Origin of the sequence: Streptomyces huiliensis (assembly GCF_020037025.1) — a bacterium.
In the GTDB taxonomy this organism is placed as follows: domain Bacteria; phylum Actinomycetota; class Actinomycetes; order Streptomycetales; family Streptomycetaceae; genus Streptomyces; species Streptomyces huiliensis.
Genome location: NZ_JAIQLH010000013.1, coordinates 54,662 through 80,639, shown reverse-complemented (window position 1 = coordinate 80,639; position 25,978 = coordinate 54,662). Strand labels below are relative to the sequence as shown.

At 72.6% G+C, this 25,978-nt stretch carries 25 protein-coding genes; 8 read left to right on the top strand and 17 right to left on the bottom strand.

The genetic code is table 11. The features are described 5' to 3' along the window. Positions 1-49 precede the first annotated feature (49 nt). The 4 genes from JNW98_RS03730 (at position 50) to JNW98_RS03715 (ending at position 4,399) form a co-directional block, all read left to right on the top strand. Positions 50-574 (top strand): PadR family transcriptional regulator, encoded by a 525-nt coding sequence (locus tag JNW98_RS03730; RefSeq protein ID WP_223766605.1) that lies wholly within the window; start codon positions 50-52, stop codon positions 572-574. Further along, positions 571-1,257: an ABC transporter ATP-binding protein gene (locus JNW98_RS03725; protein WP_223766604.1), complete on the top strand. Its 687-nt coding sequence runs from the start codon at positions 571-573 to the stop codon at positions 1,255-1,257. The genes JNW98_RS03730 and JNW98_RS03725 overlap by 4 nt, the downstream gene beginning before the upstream one ends. Further along, positions 1,254-3,659 carry an ABC transporter permease gene (locus JNW98_RS03720; RefSeq protein WP_223766603.1) on the top strand — a complete coding sequence of 802 codons (2,406 nt, stop codon included), beginning with the start codon at positions 1,254-1,256 and terminating at the stop codon, positions 3,657-3,659. The genes JNW98_RS03725 and JNW98_RS03720 overlap by 4 nt, the downstream gene beginning before the upstream one ends. Before the next feature lie 134 nt (positions 3,660-3,793). After that, complete coding sequence (locus JNW98_RS03715; protein ID WP_223766602.1) at positions 3,794-4,399, top strand: Uma2 family endonuclease; 606 nt, start codon at positions 3,794-3,796, stop codon at positions 4,397-4,399. 13 nt (positions 4,400-4,412) lie between these two features. Here the strand turns inward: JNW98_RS03715 and JNW98_RS03710 are convergent, their stop codons facing one another. Further along, positions 4,413-5,435, bottom strand: a complete 1,023-nt coding sequence (locus JNW98_RS03710; protein WP_223766601.1) for a hydrogen peroxide-inducible genes activator — start codon at positions 5,433-5,435, stop codon at positions 4,413-4,415. Between the two features lie 132 nt (positions 5,436-5,567). Between JNW98_RS03710 and JNW98_RS03705 the strand changes: the two genes are divergently transcribed. Together JNW98_RS03705 and JNW98_RS03700 are read left to right on the top strand one after the other, a co-directional pair. Further along, positions 5,568-6,122, top strand: a complete 555-nt coding sequence (locus JNW98_RS03705) for a peroxiredoxin (protein ID WP_185941816.1) — start codon at positions 5,568-5,570, stop codon at positions 6,120-6,122. A gap of 11 nt (positions 6,123-6,133) precedes the next feature. Continuing rightward, on the top strand, positions 6,134-6,667 hold the full coding sequence (locus JNW98_RS03700) for an alkyl hydroperoxide reductase (RefSeq protein ID WP_004941958.1): 534 nt from the start codon (positions 6,134-6,136) through the stop codon (positions 6,665-6,667). A 75-nt stretch (positions 6,668-6,742) separates the two neighbouring features. On the opposite strand, the gene JNW98_RS03695 is transcribed toward JNW98_RS03700, so the two are convergent. The 4 genes from JNW98_RS03695 to JNW98_RS03680 form a co-directional block, all read right to left on the bottom strand. Beyond that, entirely contained in the window at positions 6,743-8,200 is a 1,458-nt protein-coding gene (locus JNW98_RS03695) for an AI-2E family transporter (protein ID WP_223766600.1), read from the bottom strand. A 198-nt stretch (positions 8,201-8,398) separates the two neighbouring features. Continuing rightward, positions 8,399-9,136, bottom strand: coding sequence for an aggregation-promoting factor C-terminal-like domain-containing protein (locus tag JNW98_RS03690; RefSeq protein WP_443732493.1), 738 nt, complete (start codon positions 9,134-9,136; stop codon positions 8,399-8,401). A 471-nt stretch (positions 9,137-9,607) separates the two neighbouring features. After that, positions 9,608-10,930 carry an RNA 5'-3' helicase PhoH2 gene (phoH2, locus tag JNW98_RS03685; RefSeq protein ID WP_223766598.1) on the bottom strand — a complete coding sequence of 441 codons (1,323 nt, stop codon included), beginning with the start codon at positions 10,928-10,930 and terminating at the stop codon, positions 9,608-9,610. A 441-nt stretch (positions 10,931-11,371) separates the two neighbouring features. Further along, positions 11,372-12,133: an isoprenyl transferase gene (locus JNW98_RS03680; protein ID WP_223766597.1), complete on the bottom strand. Its 762-nt coding sequence runs from the start codon at positions 12,131-12,133 to the stop codon at positions 11,372-11,374. A 126-nt stretch (positions 12,134-12,259) separates the two neighbouring features. Here JNW98_RS03680 and mgrA point away from each other — a divergent pair, with 126 nt between their 5' ends. Then, complete coding sequence (mgrA, locus tag JNW98_RS03675) at positions 12,260-13,303, top strand: L-glyceraldehyde 3-phosphate reductase (protein WP_223766596.1); 1,044 nt, start codon at positions 12,260-12,262, stop codon at positions 13,301-13,303. 685 nt (positions 13,304-13,988) lie between these two features. Here the strand turns inward: mgrA and JNW98_RS03670 are convergent. Further along, complete coding sequence (locus JNW98_RS03670; RefSeq protein ID WP_223766595.1) at positions 13,989-14,729, bottom strand: prepilin peptidase; 741 nt, start codon at positions 14,727-14,729, stop codon at positions 13,989-13,991. Positions 14,730-14,863: 134 nt separating this feature from the next. On the opposite strand from JNW98_RS03670, the gene JNW98_RS03665 reads away from it, so the two are divergent. Beyond that, entirely contained in the window at positions 14,864-15,256 is a 393-nt protein-coding gene (locus JNW98_RS03665) for a DUF192 domain-containing protein (protein ID WP_223766632.1), read from the top strand. Positions 15,257-15,269: 13 nt separating this feature from the next. Here the strand turns inward: JNW98_RS03665 and JNW98_RS03660 are convergent, their stop codons facing one another. The 11 genes from JNW98_RS03660 to cpaB all read right to left on the bottom strand — a co-directional run bounded on the left by JNW98_RS03660 (position 15,270) and on the right by cpaB (position 25,960). Then, positions 15,270-16,517: a hypothetical protein gene (locus tag JNW98_RS03660; protein WP_223766594.1), complete on the bottom strand. Its 1,248-nt coding sequence runs from the start codon at positions 16,515-16,517 to the stop codon at positions 15,270-15,272. Positions 16,518-16,674: 157 nt separating this feature from the next. Continuing rightward, the gene (locus JNW98_RS03655; protein WP_223766593.1) at positions 16,675-17,307 is read right to left on the bottom strand and encodes an OmpA family protein; all 633 of its coding nucleotides are present in this window, start codon (positions 17,305-17,307) and stop codon (positions 16,675-16,677) included. Between the two features lie 3 nt (positions 17,308-17,310). After that, the gene (locus tag JNW98_RS03650; protein WP_223766592.1) at positions 17,311-17,889 is read right to left on the bottom strand and encodes a hypothetical protein; all 579 of its coding nucleotides are present in this window, start codon (positions 17,887-17,889) and stop codon (positions 17,311-17,313) included. A gap of 22 nt (positions 17,890-17,911) precedes the next feature. Next, a complete protein-coding gene (locus JNW98_RS03645) occupies positions 17,912-18,562 on the bottom strand; it encodes a pilus assembly protein TadG-related protein (RefSeq protein ID WP_223766591.1) in 651 nt (216 codons plus the stop codon). Next, positions 18,559-18,720 carry a Flp family type IVb pilin gene (locus JNW98_RS03640; protein WP_004947925.1) on the bottom strand — a complete coding sequence of 54 codons (162 nt, stop codon included), beginning with the start codon at positions 18,718-18,720 and terminating at the stop codon, positions 18,559-18,561. Before JNW98_RS03640 ends, JNW98_RS03645 begins: the two co-directional genes overlap by 4 nt. A gap of 287 nt (positions 18,721-19,007) precedes the next feature. After that, positions 19,008-19,895 (bottom strand): DUF5936 domain-containing protein, encoded by an 888-nt coding sequence (locus JNW98_RS03635; protein WP_223766590.1) that lies wholly within the window; start codon positions 19,893-19,895, stop codon positions 19,008-19,010. A 122-nt stretch (positions 19,896-20,017) separates the two neighbouring features. Then, complete coding sequence (locus tag JNW98_RS03630; protein ID WP_223766589.1) at positions 20,018-20,962, bottom strand: type II secretion system F family protein; 945 nt, start codon at positions 20,960-20,962, stop codon at positions 20,018-20,020. 195 nt (positions 20,963-21,157) lie between these two features. Then, a complete protein-coding gene (locus JNW98_RS03625; protein ID WP_223766588.1) occupies positions 21,158-22,771 on the bottom strand; it encodes a TadA family conjugal transfer-associated ATPase in 1,614 nt (537 codons plus the stop codon). After that, on the bottom strand, positions 22,768-23,289 hold the full coding sequence (locus JNW98_RS36475; RefSeq protein WP_308015465.1) for a pilus assembly protein: 522 nt from the start codon (positions 23,287-23,289) through the stop codon (positions 22,768-22,770). Before JNW98_RS36475 ends, JNW98_RS03625 begins: the two co-directional genes overlap by 4 nt. Positions 23,290-23,439: 150 nt before the next feature. Then, positions 23,440-25,161 carry a CpaE/TadZ family protein gene (locus tag JNW98_RS03610; protein WP_223766587.1) on the bottom strand — a complete coding sequence of 574 codons (1,722 nt, stop codon included), beginning with the start codon at positions 25,159-25,161 and terminating at the stop codon, positions 23,440-23,442. A 16-nt stretch (positions 25,162-25,177) separates the two neighbouring features. Beyond that, on the bottom strand, positions 25,178-25,960 hold the full coding sequence (gene cpaB, locus JNW98_RS03605; protein WP_223766586.1) for a Flp pilus assembly protein CpaB: 783 nt from the start codon (positions 25,958-25,960) through the stop codon (positions 25,178-25,180). Positions 25,961-25,978: the final 18 nt, after the last annotated feature.

The following is a 25,978-nucleotide window of genomic DNA, read 5'->3' as shown; positions in this document are numbered from 1 at the left end:
GCACCATGTCTATACATTTCGGGTATAGACCTGTTGTACAGTCGCGGGCATGTCGATCGGACACACTCTGCTCGGTCTGCTGGAATCCGGCCCGCGGCACGGCTACGACCTGAAGCGGGCCTTCGACGAGCACTTCGGTCACGACCGGCCGCTGCACTACGGCCAGGTGTACGCGACCATGTCGCGCCTGCTGAAGAACGGGCTCGTCGAGGTCGACGGGATCGAGCAGGGCGGCGGCCCGGACCGGAAGCGGTACGCGATCACGGAGGCCGGCGTCACCGACGTCGGGCAGTGGCTCGCCCGGCCCGAGAAGCCCGAGCCGTACCTCCAGTCGACCCTCTACACCAAGGTCGTCCTCGCCCTGCTGACCGGGCGGAGCGCGGCCGGGCTGCTCGACGCCCAGCGGGCGGAGCACCTGCGGCTGATGCGCGGGCTGACCGAGCGCAAGCGCTCCGGCGATCTGGCCGACCAGCTGATCTGCGACCACGCGCTGTTCCATCTCGAGGCCGACCTGCGGTGGCTGGAAGTGACCGCCGCCCGGCTCGGCCGGCTCGCCGAGGCGGTGAGGGCTTGATACCCGCCGGCTCCCTGCTGAGCGCCGTCGGCCTGCGCAAGTCCTACGGCCCGACGCGCGCCCTCGACGACGCCGACTTCTCCGTCCACCCGGGCGAGGTCGTCGCCGTCATGGGTCCCTCCGGCTCCGGCAAGTCCACGCTGCTGCACTGCCTGGCCGGCATCGTGCGGCCGGACGCGGGCACCGTCACCTACGACGGCCACCGTCTGACGGACCTGCCGGACGCCGAGCGGAGCGCGCTGCGGCGCGGGGAGTTCGGCTTCGTCTTCCAGTTCGGCCAGCTGGTGCCGGAGCTGACCTGTGTGGAGAACGCGGCCCTGCCGCTGCGGCTGGCCGGTCTCCGGCGCAAGGAGGCCGAGGCCAAGGCCCTGCACTGGCTGGAGCGGCTGGACGTCGCCGACGCCCGCGACCAGCGGCCCGGCGAGGTGTCCGGCGGTCAGGGCCAGCGCGTCGCCGTCGCCCGCGCGCTCGTCACCTCGCCCCGCGTGATCTTCGCGGACGAGCCGACCGGCGCCCTCGACTCGCTCAACGGCGAGCGGGTGATGGAGCTGCTCACCGCCGCCGCCCGGGAGACCCGCGCTGCCGTCGTCCTCGTCACCCACGAGTCGCGGGTCGCCGCGTACTCCGATCGCGAGGTCATCGTCCGGGACGGCACGGTCCGGGACATGGCGGGGGTTTTGTGACGAAGAGGAAGCCGGGGGCCGGTGGGGCGGAGCAAGGCCGCCCCACCGGCCCCCGCGGCCCCGCCCGTTGGATCCGCGATCTCTGCCTGGGCGCCCGGTACGCCGTCGCCGGCGGCCGGGAGGGCCTGCTGCGGACCGCGCTCACGGCGGTGGGCGTCGGCCTCGGCGTGGCCCTGCTGCTGCTCGTCGCGTCCGTCCCGTCGGCGCTCGCCGACCGGCACGCCCGGGAGACGGCCCGCTCGGTGGGCGTCACCGGCGAGTTCCGCGACCCGGCCGAGCCGGACGCCCGGCGCGGCCCGGACACGCTGCTCTACCAGGAGGTCCGCACCGACTTCCACGACAAGCCCGTCACCGGCGGGCTGCTGGCCCCGGACGGCCCGGACGCACCCCGTCCGCCGGGCGTGGACCGGCTCCCGGAACCCGGCGAGATGGTGGTCTCCCCCGCGCTCGCCGCACTGCTGGCGTCCGACCGGGGAGCGCTGCTGCGCGACCGCTTCGCCGCCTACCGCACCGTCGGCACCATCGGTCACGCGGGACTCGTCGGCCCCGACGAACTCCTCTATTACGCGGGCAGCGACCGGATCGGCCCGGCCACGGGCGCCAAACGCGTCGACCGGTTCGGGTACGACGAGCCGGACGTGCCGATGAGCCCGGTCCTCGTCGTGCTCACCGTCCTCGCCTGCGTCGTGCTGCTGACGCCGGTCGCCGTCTTCATCGGCACCTCCGTCCGGTTCGGCGGCGCCGGGCGCGACCGCAGGCTGGCCGCCCTGCGGCTGATCGGCGCGGACCTGCGGATGGTCCGCCGGATCGCGGCGGGCGAGGCGCTGACCGGCGCGGTGCTCGGGCTGGGCGTCGGCGCGGCGGTCTTCCTGGCGCTGCGCGAGTACGCCCGCGACCTCACCATCCGCGACACCGGGATCTTCCCGTCCGACGTCATGCCGACGCCCTGGATGCTGGCGCTGATCGTCGTCGCGGTGCCGGCCTGCGCGGTCGGGGTCACCCTGTTCACCCTGCGCGGCGTCGCCGTGGAGCCGCTGGGCGTCGTGCGCGGCACCGCGCCCCGGCGGCGCCGGCTGTGGTGGCGGCTGCTGGTGCCGGCCCTGGGAGCCGTCCTGCTCACCCCGGCGCTCGGCCGGGCGAGCGGCCGGCTGCCCGGCATGCCGGGCCTGCCGGTCGACACCTGGCAGGTGGCGACGGGTGCCGCGCTGCTGCTGCTGGGCGTCACGGCGCTGCTGCCGTGGGGTGTCGAGGCGTTCGTCGCCCGGCTGCGCGGCGGCCCGCCGTCCTGGCAACTGGCCGTCCGGCGGCTGCAGCTGAAGAGCGGCCCGGCCGCGCGGGCGGTCAGCGGCATCACCGTCGCGGTGGCCGGGGCGATCGCCGTGCAGATGGTCTTCACGGGGGTGCGCGGGGAGTTCGACACCTCCCCCGAGGCGCTCGCGACCCACTCGCAGCTCACCGGCTCGTACGCCGTCGGCTCCCCGCGGCAGGTGCACGACTGGGTGGACCGGCTCCGGCGCACCGAGGGCGTGCGGGCGGCCTCCGGCCACGTGGAGCGCTACGTCGGGAAGGACGGCGCGCCGAACACGGTCACCAGCGTGCTCGTCGGCGACTGCGCCACCCTCGCCGAGCTCGCCGACATCGGCTCCTGCCGGGACGGTGACGTCTTCCTCGGCCGCTCCGACGACCCCGGCCACGCCGACGCGTTCGGCCCCGGTACCAAGGTCGTCGCCGAGCCGTACACGGAGGGCCCGGCCCGTCCGTACCGGTGGACCGTCCCCGAGTCCGCGCGCGTGGTGCGGACCCGGCCCGGTCCGACCGGCGAGCACCCCGACGGCGTCCTGGCCACGCCCGGGGCCGTCGACGCCGCCGCCCTGCCCGACGCCAGGACCCGGCTGTCCGTCCGGACCGAGCCGGGCGACCCCGACGCCATCGAACGGGTCCGCAACACCGCGGCCGGCATCGACCCGGCCCTCCGCATCGACCGGCGGGGCGGCGTGGTGAAGGACGACAACTACCCGCTCGTCCACCGCGGCCTGCTGCTGGGCGCCGGGGGCATGCTGGCCCTGATCGGCGCGGGCCTGCTCGTCACCACGCTGGAGCAGCTCCGCGAGCGGCGGCGCATGCTGGCCGCGCTCGTCGCCGTCGGCACGCCCCGCCGCACGCTGGCCTGGTCGGTGCTGTGGCAGACGGCGATCCCGGTACTGCTCGGCATGGCCATCGCCGTGGCCGGCGGCCTGGGCCTCGGCTGGGCCGTGCTGCGGCTGACGGGCGCGCGGGGGGCCGACTGGTGGGCGTTCCTCCCGGTGGCGGGCGCGGGCGTGGGCCTCATCGGGCTCGTCACCCTCGCCACGCTGCCGGTGCTGCTCCGGATGACGCGTCCGGAGGGGCTGCGGACGGAGTAGTGGGGGCCTTTACCACAGGTCAGACCGGTTTCCGGGTGCCGTACCCCCCTGCGGGTGAACGTATGTGCAGAGGAGCCGAACGGCCGTACCGGCCTACGATGATGGTCTCGACACCGGCCGCCAGGAGGCACATGATGTCCGCCGCAGCAATCGAGCGCCCCTGCGATCACGACGAGCCGACCCTGCTGGAGCAGGCCGAGCAACTCGCTGAACGGCTCCCCGGCCACCGCGTCGAGATCCTGGGGGGACAGATCACCGTGACACCACCGCCCGACATGCGCCACGCATTCTCCCTGACCGGCCTCACCTTCGACTTCCATTCAGCGGAGACCGAAGAAACGAGGGTGGTTCAAGGTGCGGGCATCTGGCTCCCCGACGGGCCGTACGACTACGCCATTCCCGACCTGGCCGTTGTCGACGCCGACGCGGACGAGCACGCCATCGAGTCGACCTACTACGACCCCGCCGTCTTCCGCCTGGTCCTCGAGGTCACCTCGTCCAACTACGCCCAGGACATGCGGACCAAGGTCGCCGCCTACGCGATCGCCAAGATCCCGGTCTACGTCATCGTCGACCGGAAGAAGCAGCGCCTGCACATCCTCACGGATCCGTTCGCGAACGAGTACCGCAACCACCGCGTCTACGCGGCCGGTGAGCGTGCCCTGCTCCCGGAATCGATCGGCGCGGAGATCGAGCTCGACGTCGACGCCGTCCTCAAGAAGGCCGGCCGCCGAGGCTGACACCTCTCGGCTCTCAGCCCACGATGCGCACCGGCAGCGAGCTCAGCGCGTCCCGCAGGGCGTCCGCGAACTCCTCGAACTCGCGCTGCCGGGCCGCGCCCGAGCGCATGGCCAGGGCGATCCGGCGGGAGGGCGGGGGTGCGGCGAAGCAGCTGGTGGCGAGGCGGTCGCTGCGGGCGGCCTCGACGCGGACGGCCGTGCGCGGCAGCAGCGTGACGCCGAGCCCGCCGCCGACCAGCTGGACCAGCGTCGACAGGCCGGAGGCGCTGGTGGCCACGGGCGCACCGGGGGTGCGGCCGGCCTCGCGGCAGACGTCGAGGGCCTGGTCGCGCAGGCAGTGGCCCTCGTCCAGCAACAGCAGGTCCAGGTCGCGCAGGGCGCTGCGCGGGAGGTCCGTGCGCCCGGCCAGCGCGTGGTCGCAGGGGGTGACCAGGACGAAGTCCTCGTCGAACAGCGGCATCTCGGTGACGCCGGGGGCGCCGAGCGGGACCGCGAGCAGCAGCAGGTCCAGGCGGCCCTGGGTGAGGCCGTCGAGGAGGGACGAGGTCCGCTCCTCGTGCACCTGGAGGTCGAGGTCGGGGTAGACCTCGTGGACCAGGCGGAGCACGGCGGGCAGCAGGTACGGCGCCACGGTGGGGATCACGCCCAGCCTCAGCACGCCGGTGAAGGGCGCCCGCGCGGCCTCGGCCTCCTCCATGAAGTCGCCGACGGCGTCCAGCACGGTACGGGCCCGCGCGGCCAGCCGTTCACCCGCGGGGCTGAGCAGCACTCGGCGCGTCGTACGCTCGAAGAGCTGAATTCCGAGTGACTCCTCCAGGGCGGAGACGGCGCCCGAGAGCGCCGGCTGGCTCATGGAGATCGCTGTGGCGGCGTCCCGGAAGTGCAGGTGCTCGGCGACCGCCGCGAAGGCTCTGAGCTGGGCCAGACTGGGCTGGCGGGGACGGCCGGACGGCGTCTTCGCGCCCCCTGGGCGGGCGGCCGGCTCCTGGGGCTCGGCGCCCCGGGCGCCCCGGTCCCGCGGTATGGACGACTCCATCGATAACCACCTCCGATCAACGCCAATCAGTCTAACTATTTCCGCTATCAATGCCTCCTGTGGCAGGGTGGATCACGTCCAACCCCGCAGAAAGTCCGCAACCAGGGACTTTCTTCGCTGCAAGGAGAGCGCGTGCTCACTGTCGGTGACAAGTTCCCCGAGTTCGACCTGACCGCCTGTGTGGACCTCGACGCGGACAAGGCTTTCGCGCAGATCGACCACAAGACCTACGAGGGCAAGTGGAAGGTCGTCTTCTTCTGGCCGAAGGACTTCACCTTCGTCTGCCCGACCGAGATCGCCGCGTTCGGCAAGCTGAACGACGAGTTCGCCGACCGTGACGCCCAGATCCTCGGCGTCTCCGGCGACTCGGAGTTCGTCCACCACGCCTGGCGCAAGGACCACGCCGACCTGCGTGACCTGCCCTTCCCGATGCTGGCCGACGCCAAGCACGAGCTCATGCGCGCGTGCGGCGTCGAGGGCGAGGACGGCTACGCCCAGCGCGCCGTCTTCATCGTCGACCAGAACAACGAGATCCAGTTCGTCATGGTGACCGCCGGCTCCGTCGGCCGTAACCCCAAGGAGGTCCTGCGGGTCCTCGACGCGCTGCAGACCGACGAGCTGTGCCCCTGCAACTGGAGCAAGGGCGACGAGACCCTCGACCCGGTCGCGCTCCTCTCGGGCGAGTGAGCTGATCACCCATGGCCCTCGATGAACTGAAGTCCGCCATACCGGACTACGCCAAGGACCTGAAGCTGAACCTCGGCTCGGTCATCGGCAACTCGGACCTCCCGCAGCAGCAGCTGTGGGGCACCGTCCTCGCCTGCGCGATCGCGACCCGTTCGCCGATCGTCCTGCGCGAGCTGGAGCCCGAGGCGAAGGCGAACCTGTCCCCGGAGGCGTACACCGCCGCCAAGGCCGCCGCCGCCATCATGGCGATGAACAACGTCTACTACCGCACCCGGCACCTGCTGTCGGACCCGGAGTACGGCAACCTGCGCGCGGGTCTGCGGATGAACGTCATCGGCAACCCGGGCGTGGAGAAGGTCGACTTCGAGCTGTGGTCCCTGGCCGTCTCCGCCATCAACGGCTGCGGCATGTGCCTCGACTCGCACGAGCAGGTGCTGCGCAAGGCCGGTGTGGCCCGCGAGACGATCCAGGAGGCGTTCAAGATCGCCTCCGTGCTCCAGGCCGTCGGCGCCACGCTCGACGCCGAGGCCGTTCTCAACGGCTGAGCACTCCCGTAGTACGCAAGGCGGCCCGCCGACCTCCCCGGTCGGCGGGCCGCCTTCGTCCTGCGTGTTCCTCGTTCACTCCGGCCGTTCGCCCGGCGCCTCACCGCGGGCGTACGCCCTCAGGTAGCCGACGACCGTGTTGGTCACCGCCACCAGCGGCACCGCCACCACCGCGCCGCCGATCCCGGCGACCAGCGAGCCGGCCGCCACGGAGAGCACGACCGCCAGCGGGTGGACGCGCACCGCCCGGCCGAGGATGAACGGCTGGAGGATGTGGCCCTCTATCTGCTGCACGGCCAGCACGACCACCAGCACCATCGTCGCGGTGAAGACGCCCTGCGTCACCAGTGCCACCACCACGGCCAGCGCGCCGGAGACCACGGCGCCGACCAGCGGGATGAAGGCGAACAGGAAGATGAAGACGGCCAGCGGCACGGCCATCGGCACCTTCAGGAAGTACAGACCGATGCCGATGCAGACCGCGTCGATCATGGCCACTATCACCGTGCCGCGCACATAGGCGGTCAGCGTCGCCCAGGCGCGCGGCCCGGCGCCCGCGACGCCCTCGCGCGCCGCGCTCGGGACGAGCTTGAGCACCCAGCGCCAGATCCTCGGCCCGTCGTAGAGCAGGAAGAGGGTGGTGAACATCGCGAGGATGATGCCGGTCAGCGTCTCGATGATGACCTGGACGCCCTCTATGCCCGCCGAGGTGATCTCCTTGGTGTTGGAGCTCAGGGCGTCACTGAGGTTCTCGGTGATGTTGTCGATCTGCTTCTGGGTGACATGGAACGGGCTCGTCCGCAGCCATTCCTTGAGGTCGTGCAGACCCGCTTCGAGCTGGCCGGACAGGTCGTCGACGTTCTCCATCACCTGCCAGACGACGAACCAGCCCACCAGCCCCATGACGACGAAGCCGGAGATGAAGGTGACGGCCGTGGCCAGGCCCCGGTGCAGACCGCGGCGCCGCAGCGCGGCGACCGTCGGCTGGAGCAGCGCCGTGATCAGCAGGCCGGCGACGAACGCCAGCACCACCAGTTGCACCGCGCTGATGACGCGCATCAGCACCCACACCGTTCCCGCGAGCACCAGCAGCCGCCAGCCCGCCTCGGCAGCCACGCGCACACCCCAGGGCACGGCGGCGACGGGGTCGGGGCGCGGCGGCTCGGCGAGGACGGCCGCGGCGGAGAGCGGCGGCGTCCGTTCGGCCGGGGCCGGGGCCGGTGCCTTCGGAGCGCCGAGGGCGTCCGGGGCGGGTGCGGGCGACGGGTTCGCGGTCGCCTCGGAGGGGTCGGCAGAGGGCGCGGCCGCCGGTTCACCTGGGGTGGCCGGGGGCGTCGCGGCGGGTTCGGGCGCGTCGGCATGGGCACCCGACGGTTCCGGGGCGGGCCGCTCGGAGGCGGCGGCGCCGGCCGGCGGCTGGGCCCAGGCAGGCACGCCGTCCGGATCGGTGCGCGCCTTGCGCTCCTCCAGCCGGTGGGAGAGCCGCGTCAGGCCCGAGCCGACACTGCCGAGCCATTGTGGCAATCTGGACATTTCTCTTCCTCTACCCCCACATCCCCCGTGGCCATCCGGCATGAACGTTACCTGGGCCCCGCGCGTCGGAGACGAAAGGTTTCCGCCCGCAGGGGCCGCGTTCCCCCCGGAAGACCCACAAAGCCCCCGACCGGTTGAGGTCGGGGGCTCGCGGAAGCGGCGCGCGGCGCGCGCCCGAGGGCCTGGTGCCCGGAGGGCCTAGTACCAGTTGTTGGCCTGCCAGAACGACCACGCGCCACACGGGCTGTGGTACCGCTCGTTCATGTAGCTCAGGCCCCACTTGATCTGGGTGGCGGGGTTGGTCCGCCAGTCGGCGCCCGCGGACGACATCTTCTCGGCGGGGAGCGCCTGGACGAGACCGTAGGCACCGGAGGAGGCGTTGGTGGCCGTGTAGTCCCAGCTGCTCTCGTTGTTCACGATGTTGCTGAAGCACTGGAACTGGTCGGCGGGGACGATCTGCCGGGCTATCGCCTGGACCTCGGCAGTGCTGTAGGAGCCCTTGACCGGGATGTCGACGGAGTCGCGCGTGGCCGAACGGCTCGCGACGTCCGCCTTGTCCTTCTCTTCCCGGTCCTTCTCCGCCTTCTCCTTGGCCTTCTCCTCCGCCTCCTTCTTGGCGGCGGCCTCGGCGGCCTCCTTCTTGGCGGCGGCGTCCTCGGCGGCCTGCTTGCGGGCGGACTCCTCGGCCTCCTTCTTGGCGACCGTCTGGGCCACGCCGACCTGGGTGTCCGCCTGCTGCGTCAGCGACGCGGTCTGGACGGCCTTCTGCCCGGCGGGAAGTTCCGCGAGGAGCGTCGCGTCGGCCGCGGCGGCCTGCACTCCGCCCGTCGTCGTCTTGTTCTGCTCGTCGCCCTGGGCGACGCCCACGACGGCGCCGACGGTGGTGACCGCGGTGGCGGAGGCCACGGCGAATCCCCGGACCGAGATCCGGCTCACACGCTTTCCTTCCAGCATCGTCCGCCAGGTGACCCTCGCGGACGCGATCGCGCCCCTGACACTGGCCTCTGCTGGTTCGGAACCGCGGGTCGCGGGACCGGCCGGTCACTGGAGGCACTGGCCCGGCGCGCCGACGATGTACCTCCATGTATGGAGGTCCGTCCGGTGCGCGGGCGGCATACGGCGACGCTGTTCAGTTGTCGTTCGGTCGGCGGCTCGAATGGTGATGAACCGCGCACTCCCTGGGGAGCCCGATGCGCAAGTGCCGTATGCGGGGCCTGACAGGACCCAGACTCTGCCCGACGCGCACGCTCGGAGGCAATTCCGCGTTGCGTGGGAAACGTCACATCATGTTCGGCGCGCCGGAATTCCGGGAAACGGGGGCGGGACGGCACAACGCGCGGCTAAGCTCCCAGGCTTTGCCGCGCGTTATGGCGGGACGGGATTCCGGCCGCGCCGGGTGCGTCCGCGTCAGATGCGCCCGTCCTCCAGCATCTCCGTGACCAGCGCCGCGATCGGCGACCGCTCCGAACGCGTCAGGGTCACATGCGAGAACAGCGGGTGCCCCTTCAGTTTCTCCACCACCGCCGCCACCCCGTCGTACCGCCCGACGCGCAGGTTGTCGCGCTGCGCCACGTCATGGGTGAGGACGACACGGGAGTTGGCGCCGATCCGGGAGAGCACGGTGAGCAGGACGTTGCGCTCCAGCGACTGGGCCTCGTCCACGACGACGAACGCGTCGTGCAGCGACCGGCCGCGGATGTGCGTCAGCGGGAGCACCTCCAGCATCCCGCGCCCCACGACCTCCTCGATCACCTCGGCCGTGGTCACCGCCGACAGCGTGTCGAAGACCGCCTGGGCCCAAGGGCTCATCTTCTCCGACTCACTGCCCGGCAGGTAGCCCAACTCCTGGCCCCCCACCGCGTACAGCGGACGGAACACCATCACCTTCCGATGCTGCCGCCGCTCCAGCACCGCCTCCAGGCCGGCGCAGAGCGCCAGCGCCGACTTGCCGGTGCCGGCCCGGCCGCCCAGCGAGACGATGCCCACGTCCGGGTCGAGCAGCAGGTCCAGCGCGACGCGCTGCTCGGCGCTGCGCCCGTGGATGCCGAACGCCTCCCGGTCGCCGCGGACCAGGCGCACCGCGCCGTCCGCCGTCACCCGGCCCAGCGCCTTGCCCCGCTCCGACTGGAGCACCAGACCGGTGTGGACCGGCAGTTCGACCGCTTCCGGGATGTATGTCCGTTCCGCCGCGAACAGTTCGTCCACCTGCTCGGCGGTGACGGACAGCTCCGTCATCCCCGTCCAGCCCGAGTCGGTGATGGCCAGCTCGGCCCGGTACTCCTCGGCCAGCAGGCCCACCGACGACGCCTTGATGCGCAGCGGCAGGTCCTTGGAGACCACCGTGACGTCGTACCCCTCCGCCTGCAGGTTGCGGGCGACCGCGAGGATGCGGGAGTCGTTGTCCCCCAGGCGGAAGCCGACGGGGAGTATGGCCGGATCGGAGTGGTTCAGCTCGACCCGCAGGCTGCCGCCGAGCTCCCCGATGGGGATCGGCGCGTCGAGCCGGCCGAACTGCACGCGGTACTCGTCCAGTCGGCGCAGCGCCTTCCGGGCGAAGTAACCGAGCTCCGGATGGTGCCTCTTGGCCTCCAACTCCGTGACCACCACGACGGGCAGCACCACCTCGTGCTCCTCGAAGCGGCACATGGCGCCTGGATCCGCCAGCAGGACGCTGGTGTCGAGGACATAGGTGCGCCGGTCGTTCTCACGGCGCTTCTTGCTGGTCACCACGGGTGCACGAACCCCCTCGGGGAGAGGTCTGGACGCGACCTGGGTCGCGGGGAAGGGGCCGGGTCCACGCCCTCCGGGGGCCGGGCTACGACCCCCCACGTCCTCCGCGCGACCCGCAGGGGCGGCAGGATCCGCCTGCACCGCTCAGCCGTCGCGGGCTTCGTCCGTCGCAAAGGGCCTCCCGGGCGGACGGCCCCATGCCGCCCGCTGGCAGAGCGACGGTCATTGGGGCGACCGCCGGCCTGGAAGGGATATTCCCGCCGAAGCGCTTGACCATGCAACGGCATATGCGACGAGCAGGTGAACGACCGATCACCGGACCGCCACGGCGGTCCGGCCGGCAACACGGTGACATCGGGCAATCGCCCAGCGCACATGCGGGACAAGGGCCGTGACGGCCCGTACGGCGAGCGCTCGCGGGCCCGCGTCCGGCAGGTCCGTTCAGTATCCGTAACGCCGGTGGCGCGCCGCATAATCACGCAGTGCGCGGAGGAAGTCGACCTTGCGGAAGGCCGGCCAGAAAACCTCGCAGAAGTAGTACTCGGAATGCGCGCTCTGCCAGAGCATGAAGCCGGACAGCCGCTGTTCGCCGCTCGTGCGGATGATGAGGTCCGGGTCGGGCTGGCCGCGCGTGTAGAGGTGCTTGGTGATGTGCTCGACGTCGACCTTCTCGGCCAGTTCCTCGAACGACGTGCCGTTGTCGGCGGCTTCCAGGATCAGGGAACGGACGGCGTCCGCGATTTCCTGCCGGCCGCCGTAACCCACGGCCACGTTGACGAGTATTCCCTTGACGTCCAGCGTGGCCTGCTCGGCCTCTTTCAGGACGGTCTGCGTCTCGGCCGGGAGCAGGTCGAGCTGCCCCACGTGGTGGACGCGCCAGCGGCCGTCGGCGGCCAGCCCGCGGACCGTGTTCTCGATGATGCCGAGGAGCGGCGTCAGCTCCTTCGCCGGCCGGTCCAGGTTGTCGGTCGAGAGCATCCACAGGGTGACGACCTCGACGTCCGTCTCGTCGCACCAGCCCAGGAGCTCCTGGATCTTGTCCGCGCCGGCCTGGTGGCCCTGCTCCGGGGTCCGCCCGTCAGCCCGGGCCCAGCGACGGTTGCCGTCCAGGATGACGCCGATGTGCTTGGGCACCTGGGCGTGGTCGAGGCGGCCTTCCACCCGGTGTGCGTAGAGCCTGTACACCAGGTCGCGCAACTTCACGTTTCCAGCCCCTCCATGCCACTGCGGTTCCCCGCCACTGCGGGCACCCGAGGGCGCCACATTACTGCCAGCGTGTCGCGAGGACCCAACTCGGCCGGTCACCGGGCCGTGATAGTCAGTGGCGACATGACCGATTCGCACTACCGCGCGGCCGAAACACGCTACGACTCCATGGAGTACCGGCGTACGGGCCGCAGCGGGCTCAAGCTGCCCGCCATCTCCCTCGGACTGTGGCACAACTTCGGGGACGACCGCACTCTGGCCTCACAGCGCGCCATTCTCCGGCGCGCCTTCGACCTGGGGATCACCCACTTCGATCTGGCCAACAACTACGGACCGCCGCCCGGTTCCGCCGAACTGAACTTCGGCAAGCTCTTCGCCCAGGACTTCCGGCCCTACCGCGACGAGCTGATCCTCTCCACGAAGGCCGGCTATCTGATGCACCCCGGGCCGTACGGCGAATGGGGTTCCCGGAAATACCTGCTCTCGTCCCTCGACGCGTCACTGGTCCGAATGGGTGTCGATTACGTCGATATCTTCTACTCGCACCGCTTCGACCCGCACACCCCGCTGGAGGAGACGATGGGCGCCCTCGCGTCCGCCGTTCGGCAGGGCAAGGCGCTCTACGCCGGCGTCTCCTCGTACTCGGCGGAGCAGACCAGGGAGGCCGCACGGCTGCTGCGCGAGATGGGCGTGCCCGCGCTGATCCACCAGCCCTCCTACTCCATGATCAATCGGTGGACGGAGGACGACGGCCTGCTCGACGCCCTGGAGGACGAGGGCATGGGCTGCATCTCGTTCGCGCCGCTGGCGCAGGGGCTGCTCACGGACAAGTACCTGGGCGGCGAGGTCCCGGTGGGGTCGCGCGCCGCGAAGGGCACGTCGCTGGATCCGACGCTGCTCGGCGAGGACCTGTTGCGCCGGCTGCGCGGGCTGGACGGGATCGCGCGGCGCCGCGGGCAGTCGCTGGCGCAGCTGGCGCTGCGCTGGGTGCTGCGGGACGAGCGGATGACCTCGGCGCTGATCGGCGCTTCCAGCGTGGGGCAGCTGGAGGCGAATGTGGCGGCGCTGGAGGGACCGGAATTGACCGGGGAAGAACTGGCTGAGATCGATTCCTTCGCGGTGAGCACGGAAGGGGTCAACATCTGGGCGAATCGCGGCGGCTCGTAAAGATCCTCGGGGACCTCGCGGGGGTCCTCGGGGATCCGGGGGTCGGGCGGCTCGCGCGCGGCGGCGGTGGAGGCTCGCCCGGAGCCGTCCGGCTCGGAGCGTCCCCGTCGGTGCGGGTGGGGCGCGCGGGGACGGGCGGCCGCCTGTGGGTTCGCGTGACGCTGGGTGCGCTTCCCGTACGCGAGGGTGGACGCATCGCGAATGGTTTGTGCATGAATCGTGGGTGATTCCGGCGCGCTTCCCGCGCCGGAATTCCACCGGATGCGGATCACAACTGTCTGGAGTCGCACGAATCCATACGCAGAGTGACATCACGCCACGAAAAACGGGCCGGTCCGTGGGGGGGATACGGACCGGCCCGAGGGGGGGTTTCCACCATAACCGGTCGGAGGGGGTGCAGCGCGCATCGGCGGGGGTGACATAGCGTGGCGCGCTGACTTTCGGCACAGTTGTTGATCTTGAAACGAGTGGTGTGGCGGGTCGCGGAATTGCCGTTCCTCCATGTCAGCACTGGGGCTACGGTGTAGAACCAGCCAAGTGATCACCGGGTGGGAGTGCTCTCCGTCACCTTCATCGAAATGTTGCACAAAGTCGGCGTCGGCTTGACGGGGGTGGGCCGAATGGGGGGGGCTCCCCCCTCCCCCCTCCCCTCCCTCCCCATCCCCCACCCCGCCCGCCGCCCCCTTCACGGCCGTGCCGACCACCCGCCCGCCAGGAGGGCCAGCCAGGCTCCGGCGAGGAGGAAGGGGCCGAGGGGCATGGTGGTGCCGCGTCCGGCTCGGCGGGTGAGCAGCAGCGCTAGGCCGTACACCGAGCCGAGCAGCAATCCCGCGAGGCCGCCGAGTATCAGGACGCCCCAGCCGTACCAGCCCAGGGCGCAGCCCAGCCCGGCGGCCAGCTTGACGTCGCCGAACCCCATCCCGGCCGGGTGCGCCAGGAACAGCAGGAGGTAGGCGCCGCCGAGCGTCACGGCTCCGAGCAGGGAACCGGTCCAGGTCCCGCCGGACGCCGGCAGCAGGGTCGCCAGTCCCAGCAGGACGGCAGTACTCCCCGCCAATGGCAGTGTCAGGACGTCCGGTAACCGGTGCACGGCCCAGTCGACTCCCGCGAGCACCAGGCCCACCGGTATCACCAGGAGCCACACGGCGAGTTCGGGTCGCGGGCCGACGGCCGCTGCCGTCACCGCGCACATCACGGCCGCCGCTCCGGCCGGCCACACCGCCCCCGGCCCGTATCTCGCCCTCCCGCACGCCGCACACCGTCCCCCTCCGATCCCGCCGCCGAGCGCGTGCCCGCAGGGGGCCGTCGTCCGCCAGGGTTCGTTCGGCTCGACCGACAGCCGGTAGCGGGCGCCCGGTACCAGGGCGCCGGCCAGGGTTCCGTAGAGGGCGGCCGAGGCCACGAGCACCATCAACAACCAGTTCATGCGCAGAGATTACGGAGCTCGGGGAGGGGGTGGGCCGATCCGCGGGAAAGCTGTGGACGACTCGTCGGATGTGGATAACTTGGCCACCTGGAAGGCTGATAGGGCGAGACTCCCCCGAATGAAGGGCCGTGCCGATGCCAGGATGGGTGGACGGCTTCACCGGTCTCACCATCGAGTCCGTCGAGCCGGTGGACCACGTGCTCTCGGCGATGCCCTCGATCCCGGTGGAGGTCGCCGCCTCCTACCGGGCTCGGACCCGCGGGCTGCTCGGGCGAGACGGCATCGAGGGGGCCATGCTGCTGACCCCGGCCGGGTCGGTGCACACCTTCGGGATGCGGTTCCCGATCGACGTCGCCTACTTGAGCCGGGACATGCGGGTGCTCGCCGTACGCACCATGCCTCCGCACCGCCTCGGCCGGCCTCGCCCGACGGCCCGTCACGTGCTGGAGTCGGCGGCCGGGGCCATGGCGCGGTGGGGGCTGTGCCGGGGAGCGCGGGTGCGGATCGCGCCCGTCGCGTCCGAGTGAAGGAACCGGCGGCTCACTCCTCCGGTCTGCGGGCCGCCAGGTACCAGCCGCCGAGGCCCAGGAGGAGCGCCGATCCGGTGCCGATGCCGGCGTAGCCGACGGCCCGCAGGCGTCCGTCCGGGCCCGGGGCCACTGCCGCGCCGCGGACGGCCGTGCCGTCGGGCCCGCGGTGAGTGCGGGGTGCGGCCGGCCCGCTCCGGGCCGGTGCGGTGGCGACGGTGAGCGTGATGGGCACCGCTTCCGAACGTCCGTACGCTGCCTTGGCGTTCAGACTGACCTGTAGGTAGTACCAGCCCTCGGGCCCGGTCGCCCGTCCGGGCGGGGGCGCGGCGAGCGGGACGGAGACGGGGTGGCCCTGGTAGCCGTCGGTCCGGTTCGTGACGTGGCCGCGGGTGGCGTCGTTCAGGCCGAGGCGGACGCCGTTGGCGGTGTAGGGGACGCGTCCTGGGGCGTCGCCGAAGGTCGCTTTCGCGAACAGTTGGCGGCCGGTGGTGACCGGGGTCCGGTAGAAGCGGGTCTCCCCCGGTCGGATCGTGTCCTTCCAGGTGCCCGTCCGGACGTCGGCCGCGTCGTTGAAGCCGCTGCCCCCGGTGATGTGCTGTGCCGGTCCGGTGGGGCCCGGTGGCGGTTCGGAGCTCCATGTGTCGGGCGTGGAAGGGGAGGTGGCCGCGGCCGTTGGGTGGCGGGTGACGGTGGTGAGCTCCAATGGAACGGGGTCGGAGTCGCCGCCGTCCGCGTCGCCCCGGGTCACGACGAAGTGGTACGTGCCGGCCCCCGCGCAGGGCCCGTCCGTTCCGGCGAGGCGTTCGACCCGGTCGGCGAGGGGGTAGGCGCCGCCTTCGGCGAGGAAGGAGCGGTGGCGGGCCGGGCCGCAACGGGTGCCGTCGGCGCGTTGCAGCGACACGTCGATACCGTCGCGCAGGCCGGGTGCGCCGCCCGGGCGGGGTGCGGCGACGGCGGAGACGTAGGTGTCGGAGGTGCCGTCCAGGAGGACGCCGTAGAACTTCCGTTCGCCGGGGGCGATGGTGTCCGTCGCCGTGCGGTCGCCGGGTACGAGGGGTGGGGCGGCGGTGGCGGCCGGTGCTCCGTGGATCTCCTGGGCATCGGGAGCCATGCGGTAGGCGGCCGGAGGGCCGGCGTTCTCCGTCCCGCCGGGCGCGGCGGTCGCGGGGGTAGCCGTCGTGGTGAACGCGCCGAGGGCGAGGGCCAGCCGCAGGGCGCCGGCTCCCTTCCGTGCCGACCGCCTCGTACCGCCCGTCACGTACCGCCTCCCTCGTTCGCCATCAGGGCTTTCGGAGGGCCCATCCTGCCGCCTGGGGGCGGTGGTTGGCGAGGTGTCGGAGGGGCGGGTCAGGCGGTGAGGGAGGTGACCTCGCAGGCGCGGGCGTCGAGGACGGTGCCGGGCCGGTGGCGGTTGTTCACCGGCCTTGGCGGGGGAAGCTGACCTCCACGCGGCGGTTCTTACGGCGGCCGTCTTCCGTGGCGTTGTCGGCGATGGGGTAGTCCTCGCCGTAGCCGCGGATCTGGTAGGAGATCGAGGACGAGCCGAGTTCCTTGGCGAGTTGGCGTTGTACGGCGTTGGCGCGCTCCTTGGAGAGGAGCGCCCCGTGGTCGGCGGATCCCAGGTTGTCGGTGAATCCGAAGACGCGGAGGGTGGTGGCGCGTTGTTTCCTGACTTCGTCGGCGATGGTCTTGATGCGTTGGGCGGCGGCTCCGTTGAGGGATGAACTGTCCTTGTCGAAGAGGACTTCGGCTTGGAGGGCGAAGGTGACGTTCGTGTTGGTGTCCACTCGGCGTTCGGTGCCGTTGCCGGTCTCGATGACGGATTTGATGTCGAGGACGCGGCCGGGAGCGAGTTTGGCGCCTTTGCGCAACCGGAGTCCGGAGGCGTGGGCGTCCAGGGGGACGGGCGGCTCGCTGCGGGCCGGGTCGCCGGGGCCCGTGGCGTGCGCGGGGGCCGGCGCGGCGGTGAGGAGGGCGGCTGCCGTGAGGAGTGCCGCGGCCAGGGGGCCGCGGCGGAGGGTGGGCGGTGTCGGCGGGTGGCGGGTCACGGGTCATCCCGAGAGCGCGATGCGGACGGAGGGCATGGTGGGGATCTGGAAGTCGACCTGGGCGACGTCGGCGGGAGGCGCCGGGAACTGGGCGAAGAGGGGCCGGGATTCCTGCGGCTTGATCCCCGTGAGGCCGGTGCTGCAGAGGCATTGGCCGTCGGTGTCCCGGAGGACGAGGTAGCGCTTCTTTCCCTTGGCGTCGACGAGGGTGGCGCCGGAGACGGCGGACTGCGATCTCATGTCCGTTTCCTTGGAGCGCCATTCGAGGGCGTTGAACATCTTTCCGCCGCGGTTGGCGACGGTTCCCTGGACCGTGACGAATCCGCCGTCCTCGCGTGCGGCGGAGGTGATGGTGACGACGATGCCGTCGCCGTTCCGTATTTCTCCCAGGACGCGGGACGACGAGGGGTTTCCCTGGTCTTTCGGCGCGGGTTCGCCGGTGTCGGCGGTGGCCGGGCGGTCCGAGGCCTTCGCGTCGTCGCCGCCGTCGCCGTCGCCTCCGCAGCCGGAGAGGGCGAGCACCGCGGCGACGGCGAGCACCGCCGGCAGCACGGCCCGGGGGTGTCGGCGCCCTGTGCTCATATGGCGTTCCTCCACTCGTGGGTCATCGGTCGGTGGCGGCGAGGCGGACGGCGAACAGGGTGCGTGCCGTGAGCCGGGGGTCGGGGTGGGCGGGGTCGACGGCCAGCGGCCCGTCGTCGCAGTCGAACCGGGCGAACGGCGTGCCGGTGTCCCCGGCCGGGGCGGGCCGGCAGCGGGGGGCCACGACGGCTCGGGAGCCGACGGTGGGGTGGACGTCCTCGGTTCCCGGGACGACGGACGTGCCGACGCCGTCGCGGGAGGTGACGGTGACGTCGAAGGCCAGGGTCGTGGGGTCCGGCCCGGGGGCCGGGGCGCAGCCGGGGCCGGTGAGGTCGGCGCCGTTGTCGCGCGCGAGGCGTTCCGCCGTGCGGCAGGCGGTGCCGGGGGCGTCGCCGCGGCCGTCGAACCAGCGCCGCCAGTCGCCGCCGGGCCGCGCGGTGAGATCCCGGAGGAAGCCGGCGAAGGCCTGTTCCCGGTAGTCCTGGGCGGCGGCGAGGGCGGCGGCGTCGGCGGCGGACCGGGTGCCGTTCCTGGCGGCTCCCGCCATGCCGACGGCGAAGACGGCGAGCGCGGCGAACAGGAGTGCCGCGACCGCCACGACGTACAGCGGGAACGCCTGGCCCGCGTCATGCCGCATGGATGCGCGGCGGAACGGCCCGGCGCCGGGTGTCACTTGGCGATTTTTTGAATCTGATCCATGATCGCTTTTGCGATCACCGTGCCGAAGTCCGTCGTCGTGAGGACGAGCACGATCGCCACCACGACGGCGATGATGCCCAGGTACTCGACCGAAGTCTGCCCCCGGTCGTCCTCCCAGAAGCGCTTCCCCATTCTCATCCCCTCCACGAGTGGCCGGGCGCTGCGGGTGGCGTCCGGAACGGCCGCTCGCCGCAGGGGAAACGTACGCCCGGACACGGGACGCGGGACAGTGCGCGTGCCTCGCTTTCCCTCTTTCGCAGGGGAGTTGGTCATTCTCTTGCGTCACGCGCGCCACCCCCGTCCAGCCCGTCGTCCCACCGCCGAGGCACCTTCGGGCGAAGACTGTCCCACACCCGGTTGCAGAAGCGAAGGGCCTTCACAGAACTCGTCGCCCCGGTACACCGTCCGTCCCGCCGCCGTCACTTGCCCGACACCGATCCGAAGTCGACGCCGGACCCGAGGAAGAAACCCGCGATCATCAGCGCAAGCGTGCCGGGGACCATGAACGTGGTGATGACGACCGTGGCCTTGGGGACCGCGCGGGCCGCCCGGCGGCGGGCGTTCTGGGCGTCGGTGCGGCGCATGTCGGCGGCCAGGTCCATGAGGGTGTCCACGATGGGCGAGCCGAGCTCCTCGCCCTGCTGGAGGGCGGAGACGAACTGGGCGACCTGTTCGGAGTCGTTCCGCCGGCGCAGCCCGTCGAACGCGTCCCGCCTGCTGACGCCCATGTCCATCTGCCGCAGCGCGATGCGGAGTTCGTCGGCCCACGGGCCCTCGTAGCGTTCGGCGACCCGGTCGAGGGCCTGCCGGAAGCTCAGGCCGGCGCTGACGACGACCGCGAGGACGTCGAGGAAGTCCGGGAGCGTCCGTTCGATCGCGACGCGTCTCTCCCGGACGGCGGCCCAGATGCCCACCTCGATCCAGAACAGGCCGAACGCGACGAGCAGGGCCGCTATGAGCGGCCGCCCCTCGACCAGCATGACGAGCGCGCCGCCGAAGCCGAGGGCCCCGTAGACCGCGCGGCGGGCCGCGTAGCGGTCGACGGTGAGGCCGCCCGGGTTGCCGGCCCGGTCGATGCGCGTGCGGATGCGGGCCACCCGGCGGGCGCCCATCAGGCGCAGGACGAGCGGGGCCCACCGCATGCCGAGGCGGTCGACGGCCGAGCCGACGGCGGTGGTGCGGGTGGCGCCGACCTCCAGGGCTACGGCGAGGTCCGGGGGGAGCCTGGCCTCGCTGCGCCAGAGGGCGACGCCGTAGCAGGCGCCGGCCACGGACGCGCCGGCCAGGAGCGCGATCAGCAGGCCCATGTCCGTCTCCTCGGATCGTGACGAGTGAATGGCGGGGGGAGGAATGGTGGGGGGGGAGGAACAGTGGGGGGGGAAGGGCGCGTGACCGGTTGGAGGGACACGGGCGGGCGTTGCCCGAGCGGTCATATGTCGACGCGGGACATGCGGCGGATCAGGAAGAACCCCACGCCGTAAAGCGCGAACGCGCCTATCACCGTGAGCTGCCCGAGGGCGGTGCCCGTCATACGGTCGATGGAGCCGGGGGCGATGCGGTCCAGGAGGAAGAGAGTGCCTATGCCCATCAGGGGGACGACGTAGGCCGTGGCGGTCACCTGGGACAGCTGCGTCCGGACCTCGCGCCGTGTCTCCTTCCGCTCCTCCAGCGTCTCGGTGAGGTTGCGCAGGGAGCGGACGACCGAGCCGCCCGAGCGGTGCGAGAGGACCAGGGTGGTGACCAGCACGCCGAGCTCGCGGGAGGGCAGCCGCTCGGCCAGTTCGGCGAGTGCCTCGTCGACGGAGTGTCCGACGGCCAGCCGGTCGGCGACGGCGGCGAGCTCCTCCCCCGCCGGGGCGTCCATCTCCTCCGCCGCCATGCCGAGGGCCGTGCGCAGGGCGAGCCCCGCCTGGGTGGCGTTGGCGAGGATCCGGGCGAGCTCGGGCAGTTGGTTGATGAACTTCTCGATGCGTTTGCGGCGCTGCCGCCCCAGCAAGGCGAAGGCCGTCCAGACGGCCACGACCGCGGCGAGCGGCCCGAAGAACGGGGCCAGGGCGAGGGCCGCCACGACCCACAGGGCGGCTGCCGCGGCGGCCGTCCACAGCAGGAAGTCGCCCGGTGCGAAGCTCAGTCCGGTGGCGGCGATGCGCCGCTCCAGCCGTCTGCCGAGGCCCGTTCCGCGCACCGCGCGGTCGAAGCGGCGTAACGGCCGGAAGCGGCCGGCGGGCCGGGAGGGTTCCCCGGGATCGGTGAGGCGCTCGACGAGAGCGGCCTGCCGCTCGTTTCCGGCCAGGTAAGTCCGTACGCCCGCGACGGCGAGCACACCGCACAGCAGGGTGATGCCCAGGGTGAGGAGCGCGAGGGTCCCATCCATGTGCGGTCGCCTTTCGTGATCTTCCGTGATCCGTGGTCTGACGTGCCTCGTGCCTCTGGTCCGCGTGCGGCCGCATCCCGTGCGGACGGTCGCCGGCGCTCCGGCGGGCCGTCGCCGGTGTCCTGATGGGTCTTCCCGGGAGCCGGCCCCGAATGAACCCTGAGACGGCCCTGAGGTCCCCCGGGGATCGGCCCACTAGGGGATCCGTTCGCCGCCCCCGAGCCGCTCGCCGTTCCCGGCCCGCTCACCGCCCCCGAGCCGTTCGCCGTCCCCGGCCCGCTCACCGCCCCCGACCCGCTCACCGTCCGCGGACCGCCCCGCGTGGCGGCCCGTAGGGCGGGGGCCGGCGGCGCGAGGGGCGGTGGTGCCACCGGGCGGCGCGGCGACCCCGAACGCCTGCGGGACCGGCTCGTTGGCCAGGCGCAGCCGGCCGACGGCCCGCTCCGGCAGCGGGAAGTGGGCGAACGTGCCGCGGACGACGCGATCCGGGCCCATGGGCAGCGCGTCGAAGCGGACGACGGGCGTGAGGCGGTGGCCCGCGGCGGCCGCCGCTCCGGTCCCGGGCCACTCACGGGCAGCGCCGGACCGCTCGTAGGCGCCGTCGTCGGGCCCACCGCGCTGCTCGTAGGGTGCGCTCCGCGGCTCGTACGACGTGGCGGACCGCCCCTGCGGAACGTACGAGTCCAGGAGCGCCACTTCGCTGACGCGGCGTGCCCCGTCGGCGGTGCGGGTGAGTTGGACGACGCAGTCGACCGCGCTGTCGATCTGGTCGCGCAGCGCCTCGTACGGGATCTTGACCTCCGACATGGAGGCCAGCGTGCGCAGCCGCATCAGCGCATCCTCGGCGCTGTTGGCGTGGACGGTGGCGAGGGATCCGTCGTGTCCGGTGGACATGGCCTGGAGCATGTCGAGGGTCTCGCCGCCGCGGACCTCGCCGACGATGATGCGGTCGGGGCGCATGCGCAGGGAGTTGCGCACCAGATCGCGGATGGTGATCCGGCCCTTGCCCTCCACGTTGGGCGGGCGGGATTCGAGGCGGATCACGTGGGTCTGCTGGAGCTGGAGTTCGGCGGCGTCCTCGACGGTGATGACGCGTTCGCCCTCCGGGATGAGGCCGGAGAGGGCGTTGAGCAGGGTGGTCTTGCCGGAGCCGGTGGGGCCGGAGATGACGATGTTGAACTTCGCCCGGACGAGTCCCGCGAGCAGCATCACCGTCGGTTCGTCGAGCGTGCCGATGCCGACGAGTTCGCGCAGCGTGTAGACGCGGGGGAAGCGGCGGATGGTGAGGGTGGCGCCGTTGAGGGCGAGGGGCGGGATGATGACGTTGACGCGTTCGCCGCTGGGCAGCCGGGCGTCGACCATGGGATTGGACTCGTCCACGCGGCGGTTGACGGTGGAGACGATGCGCTCGATGGTCTGCATCAGCTGCTCGTGGGAGGCGAACCGCACGGGGACGGCTTCGACGCGGCCCGCGCGTTCGACGAAGACCTGGTCCGGCCCGTTGACCATGATCTCGGTGACGGTGGGGTCCTCCAGGAGGGGTTCGAGGATGCCCAGGCCCAGGGCCTCGTCCACGACCCTGCGGATCAGCCGGTCGCGTTCGGCGGTGGAGAGGACCGGTCCCTCACGGCTGATGATGTGTCCCAGCACCCGTTCCAGCCGCCCGCGCCGCTCGGCGGCGGCGAGCGCGGACATCTCGGCGAGGTCGATCTCCTCCAGGAGTTTGGCGCGGTAGACGGGGACGAGGTGGTCCGACTCCCGTCCGCTGTCCGGAGGTTCGGGGCTGGCGACGCGGGCCCGGAGGCTCATGGGCGGCTCTCCTGAGGGGGTACACGGGGCTCGTGAGGCTTGGGGGAAACGTCGGACGGCCCACGAAGGATGCCGACAGGGACGTGGGGGACGTCGAAGGAGGCGCGGGATGCCTCGACAGTGGCGCGGAAGGTGGTCTGGGCAGAGGCGCGAGGTACGTCGGCGGGGGCGCGGGGCTCGTCGACAGGGGCGCGCGTGTCATCGGGGCAGCGCATGGTGGCGTGCCGGGTGACGTGGAAGCCGGTACCGGGGAGAAGCCCGGGCACGGCGACATCCACCGTGGCGGTGACCTCGGCGCCGGGCGTACAGGGGGGCGCCTGGACGGTGTCGGCGCGCCGGGCCACCCAGTCGGTCATCGCGGCCCTGGCGGCGGCTTCCGGGGCGGCGCGGGGGTCGTCGAGCGTCGCTGTGCGGGCGGCGGCGCGGGCGCCGGTGCCGGCCTGCTGGGCGGCGAAGGCCGCCAGCCCGAGCTGGATCGCGGCCAGACCTACAAGAAGGAGGATGGGCAGGAAACCCACGAACTCGACGGCGGCGGACCCACGGTCGTCCGACGACCGCCGGCGGAACCACGGCGTACCGGCCGGGGTCGGCGGGCGGTTTCGCGTCGCCCGGCCCCGGAAGAACCGCATCGCCCCGCCCCGCGGGAACCGCGAGTCCCCCGCCACCGCTCAGTCCTCCCTCGCCACGCCCGCCGTGCCGCCCACCGCCCACGGCCAGTCGACCGCGTCCGGTACCAGCACGGGCACCTTCAGCTTCACCGTCGCCTTGTAGACGTCGCCCTCCCGGCCGCAGTCGATCGCGCCGGTCCGCCATTCCCCCGGCAGGTCGGCCCGGGCGGCCTCGGCGCAGTCGCGGCCCACCGCGCCGGCGCGGGCCGCGCGGTCCGCGGCATGGCCGGCGAGGGAGTAGGTGTAACCGACCAGGACGCACTGCCAGACCACCGCCAGGGCGACGAGGATCATGGGGAAGATCCCGGCGAACTCGACGGCCACCTGCCCCCTGTCCCCGCCCCACCTGCGGAACCGGCGGAACGGCGAGGGCGCGGGAACGGGGGCGAGCTGGTCAGGGCCCGTCCCACCACCCGTCGCCCCCTCCGCACCACTCATCGCTCCGGAACCGCCTGCCACGGCACCACCAGCCCCCGGGCTCCCCGCTCCGAGCGCCCGATGCCGGCGTTGCCCGCCGACGGGCCGGGCGCCGGACGCCGGGGCGGCCAGGCCGAGCTCGCCGGCCAGGGTCCACAGCGCCTGCCGGACCCCCGACCGGGCGTCCAGGTCCTGCATCCGGCCGGAGTCGACGGCCGCCCGCAGCTCCTTGTACGCGGCGGGGACGACGGTCCGGGCCACCCGCGTCCCGGTGGTCCGGGCCACGAGCGGCGGCTGCACCTCGGCGGTGCGCGTGTGCCGGTTGACGACGGTCATGGTGTCCTCCGCCTTGCGGATCTGGAGCCGGTCCCACAGCCGGACCATGCGTTTGGCGGCCCGCACGGACACCACGTCGGGGGTGGTGACCAGCAGGGCGAGGTCGGCCGTCTCGATGACGGCCGCGCCCGCCGCCGTGATCTGCGTGCCGCAGTCGGCGACGACGAGCGGGTAGCGGCGGCGCAGCGCCGCCGTGATCTGGCGGGACGCGGGGTCGCCTATCTCCTCGCCGCGTTCGCCCTCGGCGGGGGCGAGGAGCAGGCCGAGGCCGGTGGGGTGCGGGAAGACGGCGTCCTGGAGGACGCGGGGCGAGATGTCGCTGATGCCGGCGAGGTCGGCGACGGACCGCCGGAAGCGGACGTCCAGGTAGGAGGCGACGTCGCCGGACTGGAGGTCCATGTCGACGAGGGCCACCTCGTGGCCCGCCGACCGGGCGGCGAGGGCGAGTTGGACGGCCACGACGGTCGTCCCCACGCCGCCCTTGGCGCCGACGACGGCGACGAGGCGCCCGTCGGCCGCGCCGGGCCCGCCGCCCGCCGGGCCGCCCGGGCCGGCGTCCAGGTGGCGGCGGACGCCGGTGGCCCAGTGGGCGGCGGCCTGGACGCGGGCGCCCAGTTCGTCGTACTTGGGCGGGAGAGCGGCGAGGCCGCGGGCGCCGCAGTCCATGGCGGCGGCGTACAGCGCCGGTCCGGCGTCGGCGGACAGGAGGACGACGCCGGTGGCGGGGAAGCGGAGGGCCACCTCCCGGACGACTTCGAGGGCGGGGGCGGGCCCCAGCCGTTCGTGGACGAGGACGACCTCGGGGAGTCCTGCGACCGAGCCGGCGCCCAGGAGGGCGAGGGCGTCGAGGAGCGCCGTCGAGTCGCCCACGGTACGCAGCGGTTCGACGCCGGGAAGCTGGGCGAGGAGTCCGCCGACGGCCCGGCCGGTCTCCGGGTCCGCGACGGCCGGAAGGATGCGGATGGTCACCGGGAACGTCCCCCGTCTACTTGTCGCCGTCGAGGGTGTACGTGCGGTCGGCTCCGTTGACGCCGGCGTCGTCGCCCGGCGCCACCAGGGCCAGCCGTACGTGGGTCGCGAACGACTCGGCGTACGCGACGCGTTGCGCGTCCTTCGCGCCCAGGGCGAAGGTGATCGGCACGGCCTCGCCCGCCTGCCGGGTGCCGGACGCGCCGGTCCGGACGCCGCCGGTCCGGCCGTCGAGCGGCGTGAGCCTGCCGACCTCGATCACCTGTGCGCCACTCACGATGATCTTCGACACCGGCTGGGGGCTCGGGTCCTTGGCGTCCTTCGCGTCCTTGCCGGAGCCGCCGGCCGCACCCCCGGCCGCACCGCTCCTGCCGTCGAAGGTGGCGTAGATGTTGACCTTCGAGCCCGGCGTGATCTTCCCGGCCACGCCGGTCGCCGCGTCGATCATGATGGCGATCTCCTGCTGCCCGGGGGCGAGGGCCGGCCGGTTGACGATCATGTCGCTCTGCAGCAGGGACCCCTTGCGGAGCGGAGTGACGGCGATCTTGCCGCGCAGCTCGGCGAGGTCCGTGACCGCGGTGTCGGGCAGCCAGCGCCTGGGCATCGACACCTTCTCGAACTGTCCCTCGTCCAGCGCCCGGTAGGCCGCGACATCGGACCGCAGCCGGTAGGCCGTGACCTCCGGGCCGACCTTGGACTCGGCGTCCTCGACGACCGCGTACACCCCGGCAGCCGCTCCCACAGCGCAGAGGACCGACAGGAGCAGCAGGATGATCCCGCGTCGCTGGCGTGAGTTCATGGGGCGGCGGACCTCACT

Coding starts and splice junctions, on each gene's coding strand:
- JNW98_RS03730 (WP_223766605.1), top strand. CDS start 50: ATGTCGATCGGACACACTCTGCTCGGTCTGCTGGAATCCGGCCCGCGG.
- JNW98_RS03715 (WP_223766602.1), top strand. CDS start 3,794: ATGTCCGCCGCAGCAATCGAGCGCCCCTGCGATCACGACGAGCCGACC.
- JNW98_RS03710 (WP_223766601.1), bottom strand. CDS start 5,435: ATGGAGTCGTCCATACCGCGGGACCGGGGCGCCCGGGGCGCCGAGCCC.
- JNW98_RS03700 (WP_004941958.1), top strand. CDS start 6,134: ATGGCCCTCGATGAACTGAAGTCCGCCATACCGGACTACGCCAAGGAC.
- JNW98_RS03695 (WP_223766600.1), bottom strand. CDS start 8,200: ATGTCCAGATTGCCACAATGGCTCGGCAGTGTCGGCTCGGGCCTGACG.
- mgrA (WP_223766596.1), top strand. CDS start 12,260: ATGACCGATTCGCACTACCGCGCGGCCGAAACACGCTACGACTCCATG.
- JNW98_RS03670 (WP_223766595.1), bottom strand. CDS start 14,729: ATGAACTGGTTGTTGATGGTGCTCGTGGCCTCGGCCGCCCTCTACGGA.
- JNW98_RS03665 (WP_223766632.1), top strand. CDS start 14,864: ATGCCAGGATGGGTGGACGGCTTCACCGGTCTCACCATCGAGTCCGTC.
- JNW98_RS03650 (WP_223766592.1), bottom strand. CDS start 17,889: ATGAGCACAGGGCGCCGACACCCCCGGGCCGTGCTGCCGGCGGTGCTC.
- JNW98_RS03640 (WP_004947925.1), bottom strand. CDS start 18,720: ATGGGGAAGCGCTTCTGGGAGGACGACCGGGGGCAGACTTCGGTCGAG.
- JNW98_RS03635 (WP_223766590.1), bottom strand. CDS start 19,895: ATGGGCCTGCTGATCGCGCTCCTGGCCGGCGCGTCCGTGGCCGGCGCC.
- JNW98_RS03630 (WP_223766589.1), bottom strand. CDS start 20,962: ATGGATGGGACCCTCGCGCTCCTCACCCTGGGCATCACCCTGCTGTGC.
- JNW98_RS03625 (WP_223766588.1), bottom strand. CDS start 22,771: ATGAGCCTCCGGGCCCGCGTCGCCAGCCCCGAACCTCCGGACAGCGGA.
- cpaB (WP_223766586.1), bottom strand. CDS start 25,960: ATGAACTCACGCCAGCGACGCGGGATCATCCTGCTGCTCCTGTCGGTC.